We start from the raw sequence: 21,364 nt of genomic DNA, 5'->3' as shown, positions 1-21,364 counted from the left end.
CCCTCAGTCCGTGAACCCGTGGTGGGTGATCTCCAGGACCTCCGTGGCCACGCCCGGGTTGGCCGGGTCCAGGGTGGGGCCCTGCCAGCTGACCGGCAGCACGTCGATCAGCCCCCAGTGGGCCACCTCCGAACCGTCCGCGCGCAACGCGGCGATCTGCGCGGTCGGCCGCTTGATCCCGGTGGCCACCGAGGAGATCCAGGCCGCGACCTTGGTGGTGTCCGGGGTGAGCGGCCGGGTCAGGCGGATCGTGGAGAAGGTGACGCGCGACGGGAGTTGCCACACGAACCCGTTGTTGCCGCCCTCCTGGTGCTGCTCGACCTCCACCGCGGACGAGAGCCCTTCGCACCCGTTGAAGTAGCCGAGGCTCTCGCCGTCGATGGTGAGGGTGAAGAAGATGGTGGAGCCCGGGTCGAGATCGCGGGACATCGGGGGCGGCCTTTCTGCGGACGTCGGTGGTGCGTGCGGTGCGTGTTCCGGTGGGCGCGGGTGCCGCTCAGCGACGGGGGTCGCGGAGCTTGCCGATCCGCTCCCGGTCGAGGCGCAGTTCGGTACGGATCAGCCGGGTGATCCGGCCGATCAGCCTGTGCGTGAGCTCGTCGAGCTGGAAGTCGGTCAGGGAGCGGGGGTCGAACTGGCCCTTGGCCACCGGGGTGTACGCGGGCGGGGGTTCACCGGCGGCGGTGTCCCGGCCCGGCGGGTCACCGGTGGAGCCGGAGGCGGAGGAACCGGAGGCCGAGGAACCGGAGCCGCCGGACGTGGTGCGGGAGGCGGTCACGGGCGTGACAGCGGTGGTGGTTGTGGCGGGAGTCGGAAGAAGCGGGTTTTTGGGGTCGCGTTGGACGGGGACCGGTGCCGAGGTGCGCGCGGGGGTGGGAACGTGTGCCGCGTCGGCGATGGTGGTGTGCGCGGGTGCGCCGGCGGTGGTGGTGTGCGCGGGTGCGCCGGCGGCTGCTCTGGGGGCGTGCCGCTGGACAACTGCTGCTACGCGGGGCGTGCTTGGCCGCGGTGGTGCCTGCGACATCGGCGCGGCGCGGCCGGTGAGCGGGGCAGGCGGGGGCGCGGGCGTGGTCGGCGGGGGCCCGGCTGCCGTCAGGCGTTGGGCCACGGGGCGGGAGCCGGGGGCGGCCGACCGCTGCACGGCCGGGCCGACGCCGGAGGGTTCCGGTCGGCCGGTCGGGGGCGCGGGGCGGCGCAGGGGTACGGCGACAGGGGCCGCATGGCGTTGGACGGCGGGTGCCACAGGAGGTGGCACGGCCGCGGTGAGGGCACGTGCGGGAGTCAGGGCACGGACCGGAGCTGCCGGGGGCGGCACGGGGGTCGTGGTGGCCTTGCGCTCCACGGCAGGGGCGGTGACCGCAGGGCTCGTCAGAGGGACGGCTGGTGGATCGGACGGTGTCCCGGGCCCGGTCGGCGGCCTGCGAAGGGCCGGCGCCACCGGCGCGGCCGCAAGATCCGGCGCGGCCGCCCCCTGCGGAACGGTCGCCGCTCGCTGTACGGGCTGCGCGGGAGGCGGACCCGCGAGGCTCTGCGCGCCGGGAGAAGTGCGTCCCGCAACGGGCTTCGCGTCCGGGGGCAGGGCGGAGAGAGGTGCGCCGAGGAGGGGCCGTCGCTGGGGGGTGGGAGTGGTGGCGCGCTGTACGGGGGCGGGCGGCGGCCCACTGATCGCGGGTGCGGGCGTCCGGGTCGGGGTCGGGGTCGGGGTCTCAGGTACGGCCGAGTCGGGGCGGTCCGCCGGGCTCGACAGTGTGGCTGAACCGGTGGGCTGAGCCGGGGGATTCACGGGCGCAGGGGCTGCCGAGCCGAGTGGCGGGGTCGCCGGGGCTGCCGGGGCTGCCGGGGCCGCCGGGGCTGCCGGGGCTGCCGGGGCCGGGCGTACGGCCGGCGTGCCGGTTGCGGGGACGTTCCGCGAGGTCGGCGCTCCGAGGCCCGTACGCCTGACCGTGTCGGAGGAGCTCCGCTGTACCGGGGGCGCGCCCGTGACGGGCTGAGGGCTCGTGACCGCGGATGCGTCTCGACTCGGCGCGGAATCAGGTGAGTTCGGGGCGGAAGTCGTGAAGGGGGCGGGGACCGCGGGGGTGTCGGAACCTATCGCCGTACGCGGGGAGCCGGCTGCCGGGCTTTGGGGGTCGGTCACCGTCGGGGTGATCGCGCTGGGGGTGGTGGCAGCAGGGCGGCCGTCCGGTGAAGCGGATGGCGCCGATGTCGAGGCCGAACCCAGGTACGGGCCGCGGGACTTGGCTACCGGAGCCGGGTGAGGTGCCTGGGTGCCTCGGTCGGCCGCCGGACGCACGCCGGCCGCAGAAGGCGTGGGCTCGGCCCTGGTTCCGGCAGGAGGGGTCGCGGCACCGAGGGGGTCGGTCGTCGTTGTCGGGCTGCTCGGGCCGTCCGCCGTCCCGCCTCGCTCGGTCGACCGTTCGGTGTGGCCCCGTTCCGCGTCGGCGGCGGTTACCGCAGGACGGTGGTCCGTCGCCGCCGCCCGTTGGACGTTGACCACCGAGTCGCCGGGGCCGGTCGGCGTACCGCCCGAACCGGGAGCGGGTGCCGGGCCGCGAGGCGCGGCGGCCTTCCCGCGGGCGTCGACTGCCGACTCGCTGGGGGTGATTGCGGTCCCCCTACTGGGGTCCGCCACCGTGCCGGTGGGAGTGGTCGACGTGCTGGCGCTCGGGAGCATCTCCGCCCTCTGGATACGTGCCAACGCCTCCCCCGCGCCTGCCGCCGGCGTGCTGGGTGCGGCCGCCCTGGTGTTGCCTCCGGCCGTCGTTCCTGTGGCCTCGGACGCGGTGCCGCTGCGGCTCGCCGTCGACCGCCGCACATGGGCCGAAGCGTCGCTGGAGCTGTCTGCCGTACTGCCCGTGCGCTGCGTCGCTCCGCCGGGAGCGTCCGTCACTGCGCGCCTCGTTGCTGTGCCGTGCGGTTCGGCCGTCGCCCGCTGAACGTCGGTCTCGGCTCCGGCGGGGCCTGCTGCCCTGCGTTCGGGGATGACCGGGGGAAGCGCTGGACCGGTCGTCGCCGCATCGGAACCAGCCGCCGCGCGACGGGATTCGGCGGTCCGACTGCCGGATGCACTCGGAGCAGCACCGACCGAGACACCGGCCGCATCGGCCCCACGGGCGTCCAAACCGGCGGTCGACACGGCCGGCGTCGCCCCGACCGGGTCCGCCTCCGCGCCGACCACCGCTGAGTCGACCGGACCGACCGGACCGACCGGCGCAACCGGCGCGGCTGTCGAAAGGGCTGGGCCCACCGGCTCGCGCCCCACCGACCCGTCACCGCCCGCACGTTCGCGTCGCGCCACCGGCAGTGCACGCCGCTGCACAACAGGCGTCGCCCTCGCGCTCGTCAACAGGGTCGGCCGGTCGGACCGAGGCGCCACGGGAGTCACGCGCGGCCCCTCCGGGCGCGACGCCGTGACCTCCCGAGACGCGCGCTGTACCGGCAGCGCGGCCCCCGGCTCCGCCTCCGGCACCTCGGGTTCGGCCACCGCCACCGGCAGGGTCCGCGAGGGCAGTTCCAGTCCGGGGACCGGCCGCGCCGATGTGGTGAGCACGTCCTTGACCAGCCCGCCCGGCGCCCCGTCCAGGACGGCGTGGGACAGCGTCCCGGTGAAGGAGGGGTTCTGCCAGGTGCTCAGCCGCCCGCCGAACCCGGCGTCCGCGACACCGGACTGCCTGCCGACAGCCCGCTGCATCGGAGCCAGCCCCGCCCAGCCGGCCGTCACCGCGACCGCAGCCCCGGAACCCGTGCCTGTACCCTCCGAGCCCGCGCCCGCATCCACGCCCGCTCCCGACGAACTCCCGCCGTCCACAGCCGAGTTCGTCACGGCAGCCGGGTTCGTCACGGCAGCCGGGCTCGCGGCCGCCTCCGCGTCGCCGCCCCGGCGCCCGGCGGCAGCCGCCGACCCGCCCCTGAGCCGATCGAAGAACGCCACGCCTCAGCCCTCCGCCCCGCCCCGCGCCACCAGGGACGCGATCTGTTCCGTGTAGCGGCGGCGATCGTGGTGTTCGAGGTCCAGGATCTCCTCCATGCTCCAGTGGAAGTGGTAGGCGACGTACGCGATCTCCTCGTGCAGCCGGTCGGTCGCGTACGTCACGATTCCCCCAGGCGGCTCCCGCCGAGTTCGACCTCGAACGGCTCCGAACAGTGCGGGCACTGCACGGCGGCCCGCGTGTGGCCCTCGGCGTTCACCTGGCGGTAGAAGTCCTGGAGGAAGGCGAGGTCGGAGGCGAACATGTTCTCCACCACGCCGTCGTGCACCGACGGAAGCGTGCCGAGGCTGGAGATGACCCGGCCCAGCAGGACCACCGACAGATAGGCGGGGTTCTCCTGCACACGGACGTCCCGCAGCGGGATCAGCTCGTCCCGGGCCGTGGCGAGACGCATGACGCCGTCCCGGTGGACCGTGCCGGTCCCGTCGACGTAGCCGCGGGGCAGCTCGAAGGGGAACTCCGTCCGCAGCCGCTGCTCGACGGCGGCCGGGGCCGGTGCGGGCGCCGGAGCAGCCGTCTGCTCCGGTGCCGCGGCCGCCTCCGGCGCCGGTGCGTCCGCCACCGGGCCGGCGCCCGTTCTGGACGTCGTACGCCGCATTACTCGATGACCAGTTCTTCGAAGACGATGGTCACGGTCTCGGTGAGCGCCGAGGCCTCGCCCGCCTTGAGGGTGCTGGCGTCGATCTTGCTGCACCAGGCCTTGCGCATGTTGTAGCGCTTGACCGGGTTGTTCTCGTAGTCCATCAGAATGATCGAGGCGTCCTTGCGGGCGGTGCTCATCCGGCCGGAGATCGAGTCGTTGATCCACGTCGTGAACGCCGGGGACTGGGTCATGCCGCGTACGACGGTGCACTGACCGTCCTTCTGCACACCCGGCATGAGGCTGATCTCGGGCCTGCCCTGCGCCGAGTTCTGCGGGCTCTTGATGACGTCCTGCTCGATGGTCAGACCGCTGACCTCGGCGAGGTACTCGACCATCACTCCGTCGATCTGGAGGCCGAAATTGTGTGAGGTGAGGGAGTCACCCGGGCTGAGGCTCATCTGTTCTCTGTCCTTCTGAGGAGTTCCGGAGGAAGGTGGGCGTGGGCTGGGGAGTCAGGCCGGCGGCCTACTCCTCCAGCTCCCCGCTGCCGCTGGAGAACTGGGCCAGCCGGAAGATCACGAACTCCGCGGGCTTGACCGGCGCGATGCCGATCTCGCAGATGACCCGGCCGAGGTCGACCGACTCCGGGGTGTTGGTCTCCGCGTCACACTTGACGTAGTACGCCTCCTCCGGCCGCTGGCCGAAGAGGGCGCCGCTGCGCCACTCGTTGACGAGGAACGCCGACACGTTGCGCCGGATCCGGGCCCACAGATTGTGGTCGTTCGGCTCGAACACCACCCACTGGGTGCCGAGCAGGATCGACTCCTCCAGGTAGTTGAAGTACCGGCGCACGTTCAGGTAGCGCCAGGCCGGGTCGGAGGACATCGTGCGGGCGCCCCAGACGCGGATGCCGCGGCCCGGGAAGGCGCGGATGCAGTTGACGCCGATGGGGTTCAGCAGGTCCTGCTCGCCGCGGGTGATCTGGATCTCCAGGTCGACCGCTCCGCGGACGACCTCGTTGGCGGGTGCCTTGTGCACACCGCGCTCGAAGTCGTTGCGGGCCCAGATACCGGAGATGTGACCGCTCGGCGGGACCAGCGTCGACTGGCCCGAGGCCGGGTCGAAGACCTTGACCCAGGGGTAGTACAGGGCTGCGTACTTGGAGTCGTAACCCGCGGTCTCCTGGCGCCAGACACGGATCTGACGGGCATTCAGACCCGGCGGAGGGTCGATGATCGCGACCCGGTCGCCCATCAGCTCGCAGTGGGCGATGAGACCGAGCTGCACCGCCTTGACGGCCTCCAGGTCGATCGCACCACGCTGGTAGGCGGCCATCAGGTCGGGGACGGCGACCATGGCGATCTCGTCCACGGCCTCCAGACCGCCGAAGCCCGTGCGGTCGGCGGAGTCGCCGAGGTACTCGGCGGGGCCGGGCTGGGAGTCGCTCGCACCGGCGGGGGCGGCGGGCGCGGGGGCCGGTGCCGCCAGGGCCACACTCTGATTGTCGGGGCGCGCCAGCTGCCCGGCGGGTGCCGACTCCTGGACCGCGATGAGCTTGGAGCGCTCCTTGACCTGGGTGACGACGTAGTTGCGGCCGCCCTTCTTGGCGGTCACGTCGAAGGTCTCGACGGCCTTGTCGCCGTCCTTGACGATCAGCTTGAACCGCTCGGCGGGGCCCTCGCCCTCCGGGTCGGCGACCTCGACACTGAGCGATCCGCCCGCGACGGCGGTCACGCTGAAGGTGCCGAGCTGCTTCGGCTCGCCCGCCGGGAGCGCGGCCTGCTGTGCGGAGCCGCGCAGCGCGGCCGGAGAACCGTCGGACGACGCGCCGCCGGGCGTACCGCCCACGCGGACGACGTAGGCGGCGCTGCCGCCGTTGTTGAAGAACCCGTACACGGAGTGCGCCAGGTAGTACCCGTCGGTGAACTCGCCGAAGGCCGCGACGTACTGGGACCAGTTGGTGACCAGGGTCGGTTCGTTCAGCGGACCGGTCGGGGCCAGGCCGACGAAGGCCGCCACCGAGGTACCCACCCCTTCGATGGGACGGGAGCCGCTGGCCACCTCCTCGACGTATACGCCGGGCGACAGGTAGGACGGCATGCTCTGCGCTCCTCGGGGGTACGAGACAGGACGTCTCTCACCCTCACGCGCGAAGCGCGTCCGCCGAAACGGCCTCCGGTACCCGTTCAGGGGCAGGGCTTCTGCCCCGAGGGGCAATGGCGAGCGCGCACCACGTCCGCTGCCCTCGGGGACTGCCCCGAAGTACCTTCCGTGGCCACGGTGTTGTGCACTACGTCTTGGAGGCTGGTGTACCCGTCTTCGAGGGGAGTTCCCGTGCGCGCGCAGGACAAGGAGACCGACGGAGCCCGCGGCCGGGCCGGGGCGGGCCGCCCGGCAGGGCGCGTGCCCGCACCGGGACCCGCCTCCGGGATCCTGGCGTTGCAGCGCTCGGCGGGCAACGCGGCGGTGTCCCGTGCGGTCGAGGAGCAGCGCCACCAGCACGACGCGAACTGCGGGCACGGTCCCGCGGTCCAGCGCTCCTCGGTGCACGACGTGCTGCGTTCGCCGGGACGGACGATGGACGCACCGCTCCAGGACGAGATGGAGAGCCGTTTCGGCGGCGAGGACTTCAGCGGCGTACGTCTCCACACGGACACGGAGGCCCTTCGCTCCGCGGAGGAGATCGGTGCGCAGGCGTACACCTCCTTTCCGCACGTGGTGTGGGACGGCCGGGACAAGCAGGTCCTCGCCGAAGAGCTGCACCACATCGGCCAGCAGAGCCGGGGGCCCGTACCCGGCACCGACAACGGCGACGGGCTGATGATCTCCGACCCCCGTGACTGGGCGGAGGTCGAGGCGAAGGAGGCCGCGCGTCAAGTGATGAGCGGGCCGGCGCCGGTGCAGCGGGCCGTGGAGAGCGAGGGCCGCGCGGGCGGGTCCGCGGGTTCCGCCCGCGGCGCGCGTGGGCGGGAGCGGGGCGCGGGCACGCTCAACGTCCAGCGGGTCTCCTCCGGTACCGAGGAGGACACCAAGGGCAAGTACCAGCAGAAGGAGCCGACCGCCGCTGAGGACCGGGACGTGACCCTGCGCATGCTGGACCGGATGTCCCGTATCGCTCTGCGGACCATCGTCGGCACGAACTCGGAGTACACCAACAAGAGCGGCAACCCCGAACGCGGCAAGGGGAAGATCACGCCGCACCTGGCCGTGTCGCTCCTTCCCGACGGCTCGCTGGCCATCGCGGGGAACACGGGCGACAAGCGGGTCATCGAGAGGGACCAGCAGGTCGTCGAGGCAGAGCTGCAGAAGTACGTGGCGATGTCCCCCGAGATGCAGCACGCCCGCGAGAAGGACCGGACGAAGCTCAAGGCCCTGTCGTCGGGCGACTACGCCAAGAAGCACGGCAACGCTCCGGGGCTGCTCGCTCTCGACGCCGCCATGCGCAGGCCGTTCCAGTGGTTCGCGGTCGGTGGCACCGAGGCCGGCAAGACGTCCCAGCACGGCGAGATGACCGTGCTGGGCAAGCACGTCGCGAACTGGCTGGCGAATCCGAGAGACCCGGGCGAGCCGGAGAAGGTCATGATGGGCGGCGTCAAGAAGGCGTGCCGCAGCTGCCAGTGGGCGTTCGACGCGGTCAACGAGCACATCGGCCGGCCCAACGGGTACGAGGTCGAGGCCTCCGGCACCCACGACCAGTTCTTCCCCGGCTGGCTGATGCCCGAGTGGATGCGGGCCCACCCCCAGGTCGCGGCGGCGGTCGAGGCCAAGGCCAACGCGACCGGCGTGCGGCTGGAGAACGGCGTGCTCCAGGGGCCGATGTCGGAGAGGACCGTCGGCCACGACCCGGACTCCTCGCACTCCGAGTGGTCCTCGGAGAGCGACAGCGAGAAGCGGTAGGGAACCCGGGACCGACGCCGCACGGGGAGGGCACACGGGAGGTCCGCGAGGACATCCGGTGTGCCCCTGCGACTCCTGACGCCTGCCGACTCGCCGCCTAGCGTGGGCTCGTGAGCCTTTGGACTTCCCTCGAACCCGCGTCGGCCACGGTGGACCCCGGCGGCAGCACGACGGTACGGCTGCGCGTGCGCAATACCGGTGATGTGGTCGACGAGTACCGCTTCGAGCCGGTCGGCGACATCGCGCCCTGGACCACCGTCGAGCCTCAGACGCTCCGCATCTACCCCGGCACGACGGGCACGGTGGAGCTGCGGTTCGCACCACCGCGCACCCCGGACGCGACGGCGGGCCCGAACCCGTACGCCGTGCGCATCACCCCGACCGAGCACCCGGAGGCGACGACCGTCCCCGAGGGCAATCTGACCATCACGCCCTTCACGGAGATACGGACCGAACTCGTCCCGCCCACCGTCAAGGGGCGGTTCCGCGGGCGTCCGCGGCTCGCCGTCGACAACCTCGGGAACACGAAGCTCACGGCTTCCGTCAGCGGCAGCGACACCGGCGACCAGCTGTCGTACGACATCCACCCGAGCAACATCCAGATCGAACCCGGCCGCGCGGCCTTCGTGAGGACCACGCTCAAGCCGCGCCAGATCATCTGGTTCGGGTCCAAGGAGGAGCGGCCCTACACGCTCGCCGTGCAGCGCTCGGGAACCGTGCCGCTGGACGTCGAGGGCACTTACGTCCAGCGTGGGTTCCTGCCCGGCTGGCTCGCCACCTTCCTCGGCGTCTTCCTGGCGCTCGCGATCACCTTCGTCATGCTGTGGATCGCGTACAAGCCCCAGGTGCGCAGCGCCGCCACGGAAAAGCTCCAGGAGGCCGGCGTCAGCACACTGCCGCCGAGCCCTTCGGTGTCCGCCCCCGTCCCGACGCCTCCCACCCCCACACAGGCCCCGGAGCAGTCGCCGCCCCCGGCGGACGACGGCGGCGGAGGTGGGGGTGGCGGTTCCGAGGAGAAGAAGGAGTCCAAGGCCCCCGAGGACACCGCGGCGGACGCCGTCACGCGGCTGGCCGCCGAGAAGTCGGGCCGGCACATCTGCTACCGGGCCTACGTCGAGGGCGACGGCTGGACGGACCCGGCGTGCGACGGCAAGACGGCGGGCACCGTGGGCAAGGGCAAGCCGATCAAGAAGCTCAACATCGCGGTGTCCGGCACCGACGGCACGGCCGGCAGCGCCTTCGTCCACGACCCCGAGTCGACCAACGGCCGGGGCCACTACAACGCGCCGTGGTCGGGCGCGCCCGACGGCGTCGACAACTACATCGGCAGCCGGAAGAAGGGCGCTCCGGACATGCTGGGGTTCGTCATCAACGTCGGCGAGGGCAAGAACCGCGTCTGCCAGACCGCCCACGTCCGCGACGAGGGCTGGCACGGCCTGGGCTGTGACGAGCCCGGCAGCGGCGAGGGCTTCATCTTCGGCGGCACCCTGACGAACTCGCTCTGGCTGGAGGCGGTCCGGTTCACCGTGTGAAGTGAACCGGCGTCTTCACCGTGTGAAGCGACCCGGCGTCCTCACCGTGTGAGGCGAACCGGCGTCCTCACCGTGTGAAGCGACCCGGCCTCGCGGAGGTCACCAGGTGCCCTCGCCCGCGACCGGGGAAGTCACCAGTTCCCCTCGCCCGGGACCAGACGGCCGGCCTTGCGGTACTCGCGCTCGGCGCCCTCCCGCAGGTCGGCCGTCGTCACCTGTCCGGAGCGGCCCGCGGCGGCGTAGGCGGCGGTGACGACGGCGCTGCGGATGGAGCCGCCGGCGAGCTCGAAGTCGCGGGCGACCGCGGCCGGTTCCGTGTCGTCCGCGCACGGCACGGAGGCGAGACTGTGCCGCCACAGGGCCAGCCGCTGACCGGCGTCCGGGAACGGGAAGTCGACCACCAGGTCGAGCCGCCGGGTGAACGCCTCGTCGATGTTGGCGCGCAGGTTGGTGGTGAGCAGGGCGATGCCCTCGAAGGACTCAAGACGCTGGAGCAGGTAGGCGCTCTCCATATTGGCGTGTTTGTCGTGGGAGTCCTTGACCTCCGAGCGCTTGCCGAACACGGCGTCCGCCTCGTCGAAGAGGAGGACGGCATCGGTGCGGTCGGCCTCGGTGAAGATCCGTTCGAGGTTCTTCTCTGTCTCGCCGACGTACTTGTCGACGATCGAGGAGAGCTGGACCACGTAGAGATCCAGGCCGAGTTCGGCGGCGACGACCTCGGCGGACAGCGTCTTGCCGGTGCCGGACTCGCCCGCGAAGAGCCCGAGGACGCCACGGCCCCGTCCTCCCCCGGCGCTCAGCCGCCAGTCGCCGAGGACCTGGTCGCGATGGCGGGCGCGCAGGGCGAGTTCGTGCAGTTGGCCGAGCGGCTTCTCCGGCAGGACGAGATCGTTCCAGCCGACCTCGGGGCGGATCCGCCGGGCATGGCGCTCCAGACCGGACGTGGTCTGCTGCCGTGCGGCGAGCCGCAGGTGGGCGGCGGTCAACGGGGTGCCGTCGAACGCGGCGAGGTCCAGGCCAGCGCGGGCGGCGCGCCCGATGCGGTCCCCGCCGAGCCGGTAGGGGGCGACGGTGGCCGCCAGATCGAGCCCCGGACCGTCCGCCGCGGGTCCGAGCGCGGCGGACCAGACGTCCACGGCGCCCGCACGCAGCCGGGGCGCGTCGAGGACCAGCGGATCGCGCTCGCACCACTGCGGGTCGTACGGCCGGGTCCCGGCGTACAGGACGGGTACGTCGGCCGAGCTCAACGCCCGCAGGAGCGCGCCCGGTTGCTCGGGCAGCGGTGACACCACGATCGCGCAGCCGCGCAGACGGGCTTCGCGGAGCAAGCGAGGGAGAAGGTCGGGAAGCTGGTCCTTGGCCGCCGAGGGGGTGAAGTGCAGGGCATCGGTACCCGCCGCGCGCAGAGCTGCCGCGGCGTACACGAGCCCGTCGCCCTCCCGGTGTTCGCGCAGATGGACGACGGCCGGCCGGCTGCCGAGCCGCTTGGCGAGCCTGCGGGTGAACCCCTCGTCGTACGGTCCCGAAGCCGCCGCGAGCGGGCGGAGATGACCCGTGAGCGCGGCGTCCGGGGTGTCGTCGCCGAGGAGATGGGCGACGACCCGGCCGGGGACGCGCAACGAACGGCTGAGGAAGGGCCGTTCGGGCTCCTCCACCACCAGCAGCCCGAGCGTGCACAGGAGCGCCGACGGATGGACCCTCGCCCGCGCTCCGGGGTTGTGCGCGGGCAGTCCGCACAGGTCGAGGGCGAGCCCGACGGTGGCGCGCCGCCGGCTGACGTCGTCGTTGAGGTAGCCGTACAGGGGCTCGAAGGTGCGGTCCAGATCGGGGGCGAGGGCGATGAGCAGAAGGCGCACGTCCAGCCCGGTGAGCCCGAACCGCCCGGCCAGTCGCGCCAGTCGGTCCTCGGGCCCGTCGTGGTCCGGCGCGGATCCGGCGGGGTCCGGCGACACGGGCCGCAGCAGATGCCGTACGGCCTCCTCGGACAGATAGAGCCCGCGCAGGGGGTCGGTGGCGGTGGGGTCGGTGGCGGCACGGTGGTCGACCAACCGGGCGACGCTGTCGCGCAGTTGCGAGAGCCGGCCGAGGAGAGCGCCGAGGTCGGCTTCCTCCGCTGTCGTCGCCGCGTTGTGTCCGGGTGCCGCCGGGTGTGCGGTCGGAGCCGCCTCGCCGTCGGTCTCCGTCGGGGTGTACGTGCTCATGTGCCCTGATTCCTCCGGCCCGGGCCGTCTGCTTCCCGCGACGCGGCCGGCGGCCCGCCGCCGTGCTCCTCCGGGGCCGCCGTCGCCCCGGCGCGGGCGGCTGTCGCGGACGCCAGATGGTGCGGCCGGTGCCGCCGCTCGGGCGAGCCCTCCAGGGTCCCGTCGATGCCGCGCACACGCACCGCCGCGCCCTCCGTGACCGGCGGGCCCGCGTCGTACTCGGGGTAGGCCGGGAAGGGAGCCGTCACCACCAGGTCCAGGGACGGCTTCAGTTCACCGCCCAGCGCGCTCCAGATCTCCGCCATGGAGCGCGCCTCGGTGTGCAGGCCTGCGACCGTGAGGGGCACGGACAGGCCCAGTTCGCCGAGCGCTCCGGGGAGCTCGTCGGCGGGCAGGATCTCGCGGGGGATCAAGGTGGCCAGCACCGCGGACAGCAGCCGGTGCTCGTCCTCGGGCCGCTTGGTCCACGCGGTGACCAGGTAGGACAGGCGGAACCAGCGGGGCGGCTGGCGGCGGCGCACGACGAGTCCCCGTTCGTCGAGGACGGCGACGGCGCCGCGTTCACGCCGCTTCACGTCCTCGCGGATGTCGTACAGATAGGCGTTGACGGCGGGCTGGTTGCGCCGCGCGGCCCAGTCGCGGGTCGGGGCTTCGAAGGAGATCTCGATGCCCGAGCCGGCCAGGGCGCCACCCCCGATCAGTCCCTTGAGGACCTCGTCCACCTCGTGGATCACCGTCGTGCTCCTGCCCCGTCGTGAGTCTGTCCGCCGATCGTGCCCTCAGGAGCGCCGACTCCGCAGGGCACGCCGGGGACGTCGAGGGGGCAGAGCACGGTGCCCGAGTGGCCCTGTCCGCCCGCCTGTTGGGTCAGATGTAGCCTTCTCGCAGGGCATATGCCACGGCATGTGCCCGGTTTCGGAGGTGCAGACGCGTGGTCAGCCCGTGCACGACGTTCTTGACGGTCCGTTCGGAGTAGGCGAGCTTGCTCGCGATCTCTCCGGTGTCGAGCCCTTCCGCGACCAGTCGCAGGACGTCGACCTCGCGTGGCGCCAGACCGGAGGAAGGAACACCCGAGTGGTTGGCGGCCGTCCGCTGCAACGTTCCTACTTGGCTGATCAACCGCCCCAGCAGGTCGCCCGGGAGGTCTCCGTCACCCCGGGACGCCGCGAGCACGGCCTGCAACAGCCGCTGCGCGGTGGCTTCCTGCCGCCACACGATGGTGCCGACGCCGCACTCGATGACGTCGAGCAGTTGCGCCTCCCGGATCACACCCACCACGAGCACGGCACGGGCGCCGTCGCTGCGTACCAGTCTGCGCAGTCTCGCCAGGGTGGTCTCGTCCGGCGTATCGCTGATCAGCACGACCACGGTGCCCGGCCCGGCCTCCGAGTCCTCGACGAAGTCGATCACCGGCTGCTGCCGCAGCAGACTCATCGCGCCCGCACGGGACACGGGATCCGCCGCGTTGACCACCACGGGTATCCGGTGCCCCGGTTCCCCGGCGGCGGTGTCTGTGGTCCGTAATGAGCTGTGCAAACCGCTTCTCCCCTGTCCCCGTACGCGCCCGGTCGGTTGCTCGCCACCTCTGTGGCACGGGTGGCAAGCGGGCGCATTCCACACTCGTGCGCCAGGGGTGCCGCACGCAATCGTGGAGGACCACGAGACGGACCACGAGATCGGCCACGAGCCCGTCCACGGCAGGAGGCGCTGATGCACGGCCCCGGACCCCTTCGCGAACGCCGGGAGGCGCTGGCCCTGGTGACCACCGAGGTCGAGCGCGCCCGGGGCGGCTCGGGCCGCCTTGTGTTACTCAAAGGCGCGACCGGCACCGGCCGCAGCGCGCTTCTGGAGGCCGCCGCGGACCATGCGTCGGCACGGGGCATGCGGGTGCTGCGCGCCCGCTGCTCCCCCGGCGCCGCACCCCTCGCCGCCGTACGCCAACTCCTCCAGCCCGGGCATGAGTTCGGGTGCGTCGAGGAGTCGCCGAAATCGTCCGGCACCGCGTACGACCGGAACGGGGCCGCCCGGCTGTGGCGGCTGCTGCGCGAGCACGCGGCCCAGGCACCGCTTCTGGTCGCCGTGGACGACGTGCACCTCGCCGACGAGCCCTCGCGGCGCTGGCTCGTCGAGGCGGCCCGGCACGTCGACCGATTACCGGTGCTGCTGGTGGTGACCGAACGCAGCCAGTACGACATCGACCCGCCCGCGGACTGCCTGGACCACACCCTCTCCCCGGCCCTCGTACGCGGCCACACCCTCGCCCCGCTCAGCGCGAACGCCGCCACCGACGCGGTCCGTTCGGCCGTCGGCTCCGCCGTTCCGGCGGAGTGGGCCGACGCCTGCGTACGGGCCGGCGCGGGCAGCCCGCTCCTGCTGGGCGCTCTGCTGGACGATCTGCGCCCCGAGGACCCGGACGACCGCCCGGCCGCCGTGCCGGAAACCTGCGCCGCCCTGTACCCGGGTGCCTACCCGTCCGCGGTCTCCTGGTGGCTGGACAGCGCGGGGCAGGCCACCGCGGACGTCGCCCGCGCGCTCGCCGCCGTGGACGACGTCCCCGGGGATGCGGACGACCACGCCGGTCTGGCCGCCGGGATGGTGGGCGCCGACCCTGCCCGCGTCTCGGGCTGGCTCACCGCCATGACCCGCCTGGGCGTGCTGCGCCCGGACGCCGACGGCCGCCCCCGCTACGCCCATCCGCTGTTGCGGGACGCCGTGTTGAGCGGCTGGTCCGGCACCCGGCGGCAGGAGGCGCACCGTACGGCGGCCGAGGTGATGCTGCGCCGGGGCGACCGGGCCGAGGCGGTGGCCCGGCAGCTGCTGCGCACCGACGCGATCGGCGAGGCCTGGGCCACCAGCGCGCTGCTGGACGCCGCCACCGTCGCCGTCTCCGAGGACCGCACGGACGACGCCCTGGCCTATCTGCGCCGGGTGCTGGACGAACCGATGCCGGCGGCCCGTCGCGCATCGGTCCTCACCGAGCTGGGCTCCCTCGAGTTCGCGACCGTGCGGTCGGTCACCGGCATACCGCGGCTGACCGAGGCGGTGCGGCTGCCGGGCATGCCGCACGACCGGGTGCGTGCGGCGGTGGCACTCGGCACTGCCCTCGCCCGGCGGGGCGAGGCGCGCACCGCGATCGACATCCTGCGCGCGCTGGACGAACCCCTGCGGGACCACCCGAACCTGATCCGTACGGTGCAGGCCGCCTCGGCGCTGCTCTCGGACCACGACCCGGGGATACGCGAGGAGGTGTACCGCTGGCTGCGGGAGATCGCCGAGCGGACACCGGACCTGGTGGGCGCGGCGGGGCAGGCGCTGTTGGTGCGGTACGAGGCGACAGCCGGTCTGACGTCGGCGGACTCCGCGATGAAGCGGATCCGCGCGCTGCTGGAGTCACCGCCCGACCCGCTGGCGGAACCGTTCCTGCTGGGCACCGCGGCCGCCGTCGCCCAGTGGGCCGACGAACTCGACGAGGCCGAACGGCTCATCCGGCGCGGCCTGACCGGACAGCGCGCGTCCCTGCTGCACCCCATGCACGAGGCGCTGCTGAACGTGCGGACGGACATCGCCGCGGCCCGGGGGCGCTACGCCGACTTGATCGCCGCCCCCGCCGCCCCGCAGGCGGGCCCGGCACAGGTGGGCCGGCGCGCGCCCTCCAACGCCCAGGCCCACGCGGTCATCGCGCTGGTGGAGACGGGCCGCACGGAGGAGGCCGCGCTGCTCACGGACGGTTTCGATCTGCGGACCGCCCCGGAGTCCTGGGAACTGCACCGGTTCCGCTACGCACGCGGCGTGCTGCGCGCGGCCCGGGGAGACACGGAAGGCGCGCTGGAGGACTTCCTGGAGTGCGGGCGCCGCCAGACGGCGCGCGATGTGGTCGCGCCCGTCGTCACACCGTGGCGGACCGCGGCGGCCGAATGCCGGCTGGCGCTCGGCCGGCCGGACGAGGCGCTCGCGCTCGCGGACGAGGAACTGCGGCTCGCCAGGGTGTGGAACACACCGCGCTGCGTGGGCAGGGCGCTGCGCGTCCTCGGCACGGCGACGGGCGGGCGGCGCGGACTGGAGCTCACGGACCGGGCGGTGCGGCTGCTGCGGGACGCGTCGGTGGAGACGGAGTTGCTGCCGGCGCTCGTCGCGCGGGGGCGGCAGCTCACCGCCGCCGGAGAGCGGGCGCGGGCGCGCGACTCCCTGCGGGAGGCGTCCGAACTCGCCGAGCGGCTGGGTGCCGTGCGGCTGCGGTCCCTCGCCGAGGAGGCCCTGCGCGAGGGCGGCGCGCGCCGTGTCGCGACGGCGCTCACCGGGGCCGAGGCGCTCACCGGAAGCGAGCGGCGGATCGCCGCGCTCGCCGCCGGCGGCATGACGAACGCCGAGATCGCTGAACTGCTGCACCTCGCACGGCGCACCGTCGAGACCCATCTGACCAGCACCTACCGCAAGATGGGCATCCGGCGCCGGACGGAGCTCGCCACCGCGCTCGACGAAGGGCCCGCGGATGCGGAGTCGGCCGAACCGGAGCAGGGCGATACCGGGCCGGCCGACTGAGCCCGCTTCCCCCTCGGGAGAAGGCCGAGGGGGCCGTCACCACCGGTCGGTCCGGTCGTGACGGCCCCCTCGACGTGCACGGCGGACCCGCGGAACGTCAGACCCGCGGATGTGACCAGGGAGTGACCTAGGAGAGGTCGCCGTCGTAGTCGGGCAGCTTGAACGTCTTCTCGGCGTGCCCGCCCACCAGGTCGGTGGTGTTGTTGCCGATGTTGGCGATGATCGTGTAGCCCTTGGCCTCGATCTCGGTGCGCTTGTCGGTCTTGTACTTGCTGACCTCGTGGAAGAGGTCGGGCAGGTCACGTACGTACAGACCGTCGACCGGGAAGCCGACCCGCTCCAGGTTGTACTCGGTGAGCGAGTAGATGATGCCCGGGCGCGCGGTGACGAAGAAGATGTCCACGCCGCGGGACTCCGCGTACGTGGCGAGGTCCAGCACCGGCTTCACCGCGGGGGTCGGGATCTCCCAGAAGTAGTGGAAGTCCGTCTCCAGCGAGGTGTTGTCGATGTCGAGAACGATGGCCTGCTTCTTGCCACCGGGGTTCGCGGTGCGCTGCTCGATGTAGGGGCGCGCGACATCGATGACGGCCTTCACATCGCGCTGCCAGGTCGCGTAGTCGACATCGGCGAGGAACGGACCGTTTGACTTCTGCGCCGTGGAAGCGGCCTTGGCCGCCGGGCCGTCCGACGGTGCCGGGGTCGCGGCGGTGGCCACGGGTGTGGCCACGGTGAACGCCAGTGCGGCGACGCCCGCCACCGACCGGACTCTCCACTTGCCTGCATGCATGGGGGGTTCTCCTGGTCTCGGAACAGCTCAGGGAAAGCCCCCCGTCCGGTACGGACGGAGGGCCTTGACATGCTCGCGTCCCATGATGGACGGAACCTTACGTTCCCTCTACTGGCCGGTAGCAAGATTCTCGACGGACCTCCGGGAACGGTCCGCGAACCGAACGAGAGATGAAGCGGACGGTCTAGCAGTCCTTCTCGCGCAGCGAGTGGAGATGGGCGCTGGACTTGCGGGCGAACGCGAAGGACTCGACCGGGTTGTCGTGCTCCGCCTGCCAGTGGTGGTCGCGGCGGCCGCCGTGGGTCTTGTTCACCGCCGAGATGAAGCGCTTGTAGTCGATGTCGCCGTCACCGACGTCGACCATGTCGTAACCGTCGCGGGCCGCCTCGTTGCGCTCGCCGTCCTTGACGTGGAAGAGCGGGTAGCGGTGCGGCTGCCGAAGGACGTAGCGCAGCGGGTCGAAGGGTGCGGGGGTGCCGTCGACCCGCTTGCCGAAGCGGAACTGGCCCACGTACGCCCAGTAGATGTCCATCTCCAGATAGACGAGGCTCGGGTCGGTCTCGGCGAGCAGCACGTCGTAGAGACGGACGTTCGGCTTGTCGGTGGCGAAGGAGAACTCCTCGGCGTGGTTGTGCTGGTAGAACTTCATGCCGCGCCTCCGCGCGGCGGCGCCATAGGTGTTGAAGTCCTCGGCGGCGCGCTTCCAGCCGTCGACGGTCGCGCCGTAGCGCCAGGGGCCGGACGCGGTGCCGATGTGCTTGAGCCCGAGGGCCTGGGCGTCGTCGAGCACCTTCTCCAGGTTCTGCGCGAAGCTGTACGCGTCCGGGTTGTTGTCGTCGTAGTAGTTGACGTGACTGCCGATGGGGTTCAGGCCGTGGTCCCTGGCCAGCCGCTTGAGCTGGGCGAGGGTGATGGGGCCCGCGGAGCCCTGGGTGTAGCCGGCGAACTCGACCTCGTCGTAGCCGTACTTCGCCAGCTCCGCGAACACGGGCGCGAAACCGAGCGTGGAGACCTTGTCCCGCAGCGAGTAGAGCTGGATGCCGAGACGCCCGGGCGGCAGGACGGGACCGCCTCGGCCGTGTCCCCGGTCCTGGGCCGCCGTCACCGGGGCCGCGGACGCGGGGACGGCCGCGCCGAGCAGGGCGGCGGCACTGGCGCCGGCGGCGACGCCGAGCATGCCTCGTCTGCTGAGACGGTGGGAGAGCTCCGGGTCGTGGTTCTTGGAGGTGCGGCTCATGTGGATAACTCCTCGTTGTCAGTGCCGTCTGGTTCAGTGGAGTCCAGCGAGGTGAAGCAGCAGGGACTTCACCTCGGTGGCTTCGACGCGGCCGGTGACTGCCTGGGGGGTGGAGCAGATGATGAGCGGGCCTTCGTCGTCGTGTGCGGGCAGCCGGCCGTGGCTGCCACGAATAGGTGACGGGTCGAGGGGGACGACGGCGAGCCGGTAGCGCATGCCGAGCTTCTTGCGCGCGATCGCCGTGGCCGCCTTGACCCTGACGTACGGATCCTGGGGATCCATGAAGAGTTCGACGGGGTCGTAGCCGGGCTTGCGGTGGATCTCGACCAGCTGGGCGAAGTCGGGGGCCCGGTTGTCGTCGAGCCAGTAGTAGTAGGTGAACCAGGCGTCCGGTTCGGCGACCGCGACGAGCTCACCGGCCCGGGGGTGGTCCAGGCCGTGGGCCTTCTTGCCCTCGTCGTCCAGGAGTTGCTCGATGCCCGGGAGGTCGGCCAGCGCCTGGCGGGTGGCCTCCAGGTCCTCGGGGCGGCGCACGTAGACGTGGGCGATCTGGTGGTCGGCCACCGCGAAGGCCCGGGAGGCCATCGCGTCCAGGTACTCCATGCCGTCCTGGGTGTGGACTTCGAGCAGCCCGGCGCGGCGCAGGGCCCGGTTGATGTCGACGGTGCGGCTGACCCGGGTGATGCCGTACTCCGACAGTGCGACGACCGTCCGGCCCTCCCGGTGGGCGTCGGCAAGGAGCGGGGCGAGGGCCGCGTCCAGGTCGGTGGCCGCCTGGTGGGAGCGGGGGTCGTCGGGGCCGAAGCGCTGGAGGTCGTAGTCGAGATGAGGGAGGTAGCACAGGGTCAGATCGGGGTGGCGCGTGGCCATGATGTGACGGGTGGCATCGATGATCCACTGGCTGGACACCAGGTCGGCGCCGGGGCCCCAGAAGTGGAACAAGGGGAAGGTGCCGAGCTCGCCGGTGAGTTCGTCGTGGAGTTCCGGGGGGCGGGTGTAGCAGTCGGGTTCCTTGCGGCCGTCGGCGTAGTAGACGGGGCGGGGGGTGACGATGAAGTCGGTGTCCGCGCCCATCGCGTACCACCAGCAGATGTTGGCCACCGTGTAGCCGGGGTGTGCGCGCCGGGCGGCGTCCCACAGCTTGTCGCCGCCGACCAGTCCGTTGTGCTGCCGCCACAGCAGCACATCGCCCAGGTCGCGGAAGTACCAGCCGTTGCCGACGATGCCGTGCTCGGCGGGCAGGGTGCCCGTCAGGAACGTGGACTGCGCGGCGCAGGTCACGGCCGGCAGCACGGTGGACAGCGGAGCCTGGGAGCCGGAACCGGCCAGTGCCCGGAGGTTGGGCATGTGCCCGAGGAGCTGAGGGGTGAGACCGACGACGTCCAGGACCAGAAGAGGGGTGGGCGCGGTCTGTCCGGCGTCGGTCATGGCAGCTCCTTGAGGCCGAGGTCGACCAGGAGGTCGCGGGCGAGGGTGAGTTCGGCGGCGATGCCGTCGGCGAGCTGGGTGCGGTTGCGGGGGCGCAGCTCGGCGGGCAGGGCCTGCCAGGTGTACGTCTCCACTTCCAGATGACGGGTCAGGGGCGCCGGTCCCCCGACGAGCCGGGACAGCGTGTCCTTCAGGACGGGGAGGGTGGAGGTGAGAGGCGGGGCGGGTGGGGCGTGCAGCGGGACGTGGAAGTGCGACCGCCAGGGTGCACCGTCGGGCAGTGCCTGGCCGGCGACGGCTTCCGGGAGGTCGTCGGTGCCGCGCAGGCCCGCGCTGGTCCGGGTGCGGGTCTGGTGCAGGAAGCGGGGCTCGGCGAAGGCGGCCAACGCGGCGCGTACTTCGGGGAGATGGGGCTCCTCGGCGTGCAGGGCCGCGGACAGCTGGGCCTTGGGAACGGTCACGCCGGCCGCGGTGAGGGCGGCCAAGGCGGTCTCCGGCTCTTCGAAGGAGGTGGCGAGATGGCAGGTGTCGATGCAGACGCCGATCCGGTGGGAGGCGATGCCGCTCAGGGGTGCGATGGCGTCGGCGGTGGTCTCGACGATGCAGCCGGGTTCGGGCTCGACGGCGATGCGGACGGACTTGCCGGTGAGGTCCTCGAGGGCGTCGAGGCGTTCGGCGAGGGTGGTCAGCGCCGCACGGGCACTCTCGGCGGCAACGTTGTCGAAGGGGGTGCGCCATGCCAGCGGCAGGGTGGAGATGGTGCCCTCGGTGACGTCGTCGGGCAGCAGGCCGGCCAGCAGCCGGGCGAGATCGGTGGTGTGGGAGAGGCGTTCGGGGTCCGTCCAGTCCGGCTTGTAGACGCGGTACTTGACCTCTTCGGCGCCGAACCCCTCGTACGGGAAGCCGTTGAGGGTGACGACCTCCAGGCCTCTCCGGTCGAGTTCGCCGCGCAGGCCCCGCAGCGCGGAGGGATCGGTGACGAGGGCGCGGGCCGCGTCCTTGGCCAGCCAGAGGCCGATGCCCAGCCGGTCACGGCCGAGACGGCGGCGCACCGGCTCGCAGTGGTCGCGGAGCTGGGCGAGGACGCCGTCGAGGGTCTCGGCGGGATGGACGTTGGTGCAGTAGCCGAGGTGGACGGTGGTGCCGTCGGGGTGGCGGAAGCGCATAGGAG

Annotated in this window: 17 protein-coding genes; 4 read left to right on the top strand and 13 right to left on the bottom strand. The window is 72.5% G+C overall.

Annotated elements, in window-relative coordinates; genetic code table 11:
- Nucleotides 1-3: 3 nt before the first annotated feature.
- Nucleotides 4-429, bottom strand: a complete 426-nt coding sequence (locus tag OHA05_RS30205) for a phage tail protein (RefSeq protein ID WP_313943107.1) — start codon at nt 427-429, stop codon at nt 4-6.
- 67 nt (nt 430-496) lie between these two features.
- Nucleotides 497-778, bottom strand: coding sequence for a hypothetical protein (locus tag OHA05_RS30200; protein WP_328862252.1), 282 nt, complete (start codon nt 776-778; stop codon nt 497-499).
- Between the two features lie 1,711 nt (nt 779-2,489).
- On the opposite strand from OHA05_RS30200, the gene OHA05_RS30195 reads away from it, so the two are divergent.
- Nucleotides 2,490-2,936 (top strand): hypothetical protein, encoded by a 447-nt coding sequence (locus OHA05_RS30195; RefSeq protein ID WP_328862251.1) that lies wholly within the window; start codon nt 2,490-2,492, stop codon nt 2,934-2,936.
- Between the two features lie 998 nt (nt 2,937-3,934).
- Here the strand turns inward: OHA05_RS30195 and OHA05_RS30190 are convergent.
- The 4 genes from OHA05_RS30190 to OHA05_RS30175 all read right to left on the bottom strand — a co-directional run bounded on the left by OHA05_RS30190 (nt 3,935) and on the right by OHA05_RS30175 (nt 6,672).
- A complete protein-coding gene (locus OHA05_RS30190) occupies nt 3,935-4,093 on the bottom strand; it encodes a DUF6760 family protein (RefSeq protein WP_313943111.1) in 159 nt (52 codons plus the stop codon).
- Nucleotides 4,090-4,587 (bottom strand): hypothetical protein, encoded by a 498-nt coding sequence (locus OHA05_RS30185; RefSeq protein WP_328862250.1) that lies wholly within the window; start codon nt 4,585-4,587, stop codon nt 4,090-4,092. Before OHA05_RS30185 ends, OHA05_RS30190 begins: the two co-directional genes overlap by 4 nt.
- Complete coding sequence (locus tag OHA05_RS30180; RefSeq protein ID WP_313943113.1) at nt 4,587-5,030, bottom strand: phage tail protein; 444 nt, start codon at nt 5,028-5,030, stop codon at nt 4,587-4,589. The genes OHA05_RS30185 and OHA05_RS30180 overlap by 1 nt, the downstream gene beginning before the upstream one ends.
- A gap of 67 nt (nt 5,031-5,097) precedes the next feature.
- Nucleotides 5,098-6,672, bottom strand: coding sequence for a phage tail sheath subtilisin-like domain-containing protein (locus OHA05_RS30175; RefSeq protein ID WP_328862249.1), 1,575 nt, complete (start codon nt 6,670-6,672; stop codon nt 5,098-5,100).
- Nucleotides 6,673-6,906: 234 nt separating this feature from the next.
- Between OHA05_RS30175 and OHA05_RS30170 the strand changes: the two genes are divergently transcribed.
- Entirely contained in the window at nt 6,907-8,469 is a 1,563-nt protein-coding gene (locus tag OHA05_RS30170; protein ID WP_328862248.1) for an eCIS core domain-containing protein, read from the top strand.
- Nucleotides 8,470-8,579: 110 nt separating this feature from the next.
- Nucleotides 8,580-10,001, top strand: coding sequence for a hydrolase (locus OHA05_RS30165; RefSeq protein ID WP_328862247.1), 1,422 nt, complete (start codon nt 8,580-8,582; stop codon nt 9,999-10,001).
- Between the two features lie 131 nt (nt 10,002-10,132).
- Here the strand turns inward: OHA05_RS30165 and OHA05_RS30160 are convergent, their stop codons facing one another.
- The 3 genes from OHA05_RS30160 to OHA05_RS30150 all read right to left on the bottom strand — a co-directional run bounded on the left by OHA05_RS30160 (nt 10,133) and on the right by OHA05_RS30150 (nt 13,738).
- Nucleotides 10,133-12,202 (bottom strand): ATP-binding protein, encoded by a 2,070-nt coding sequence (locus OHA05_RS30160; RefSeq protein ID WP_328862246.1) that lies wholly within the window; start codon nt 12,200-12,202, stop codon nt 10,133-10,135.
- A complete protein-coding gene (locus OHA05_RS30155) occupies nt 12,199-12,936 on the bottom strand; it encodes a DUF4255 domain-containing protein (protein WP_328862245.1) in 738 nt (245 codons plus the stop codon). Before OHA05_RS30155 ends, OHA05_RS30160 begins: the two co-directional genes overlap by 4 nt.
- Before the next feature lie 133 nt (nt 12,937-13,069).
- Entirely contained in the window at nt 13,070-13,738 is a 669-nt protein-coding gene (locus OHA05_RS30150) for a helix-turn-helix transcriptional regulator (RefSeq protein WP_313943119.1), read from the bottom strand.
- A 174-nt stretch (nt 13,739-13,912) separates the two neighbouring features.
- Here OHA05_RS30150 and OHA05_RS30145 point away from each other — a divergent pair, with 174 nt between their 5' ends.
- A complete protein-coding gene (locus OHA05_RS30145; protein WP_328862244.1) occupies nt 13,913-16,741 on the top strand; it encodes an AAA family ATPase in 2,829 nt (942 codons plus the stop codon).
- A gap of 127 nt (nt 16,742-16,868) precedes the next feature.
- Here the strand turns inward: OHA05_RS30145 and OHA05_RS30140 are convergent, their stop codons facing one another.
- From OHA05_RS30140 to eboE, 4 genes are all read right to left on the bottom strand, one after another.
- Nucleotides 16,869-17,528 carry an HAD family acid phosphatase gene (locus OHA05_RS30140; protein WP_313943121.1) on the bottom strand — a complete coding sequence of 220 codons (660 nt, stop codon included), beginning with the start codon at nt 17,526-17,528 and terminating at the stop codon, nt 16,869-16,871.
- A 184-nt stretch (nt 17,529-17,712) separates the two neighbouring features.
- Entirely contained in the window at nt 17,713-18,765 is a 1,053-nt protein-coding gene (locus OHA05_RS30135; RefSeq protein ID WP_328862243.1) for a sugar phosphate isomerase/epimerase family protein, read from the bottom strand.
- A gap of 33 nt (nt 18,766-18,798) precedes the next feature.
- The gene (locus OHA05_RS30130; protein ID WP_313943124.1) at nt 18,799-20,193 is read right to left on the bottom strand and encodes a nucleotide pyrophosphatase/phosphodiesterase family protein; all 1,395 of its coding nucleotides are present in this window, start codon (nt 20,191-20,193) and stop codon (nt 18,799-18,801) included.
- Nucleotides 20,190-21,359: a metabolite traffic protein EboE gene (gene eboE, locus OHA05_RS30125; RefSeq protein WP_313943125.1), complete on the bottom strand. Its 1,170-nt coding sequence runs from the start codon at nt 21,357-21,359 to the stop codon at nt 20,190-20,192. Before eboE ends, OHA05_RS30130 begins: the two co-directional genes overlap by 4 nt.
- Nucleotides 21,360-21,364: the final 5 nt, after the last annotated feature.

It is taken from the genome of Streptomyces sp. NBC_00306, assembly GCF_036169555.1.
Classification (GTDB): domain Bacteria; phylum Actinomycetota; class Actinomycetes; order Streptomycetales; family Streptomycetaceae; genus Streptomyces; species Streptomyces achmelvichensis.
This window is presented reverse-complemented; position numbering and strand designations above follow the sequence as displayed.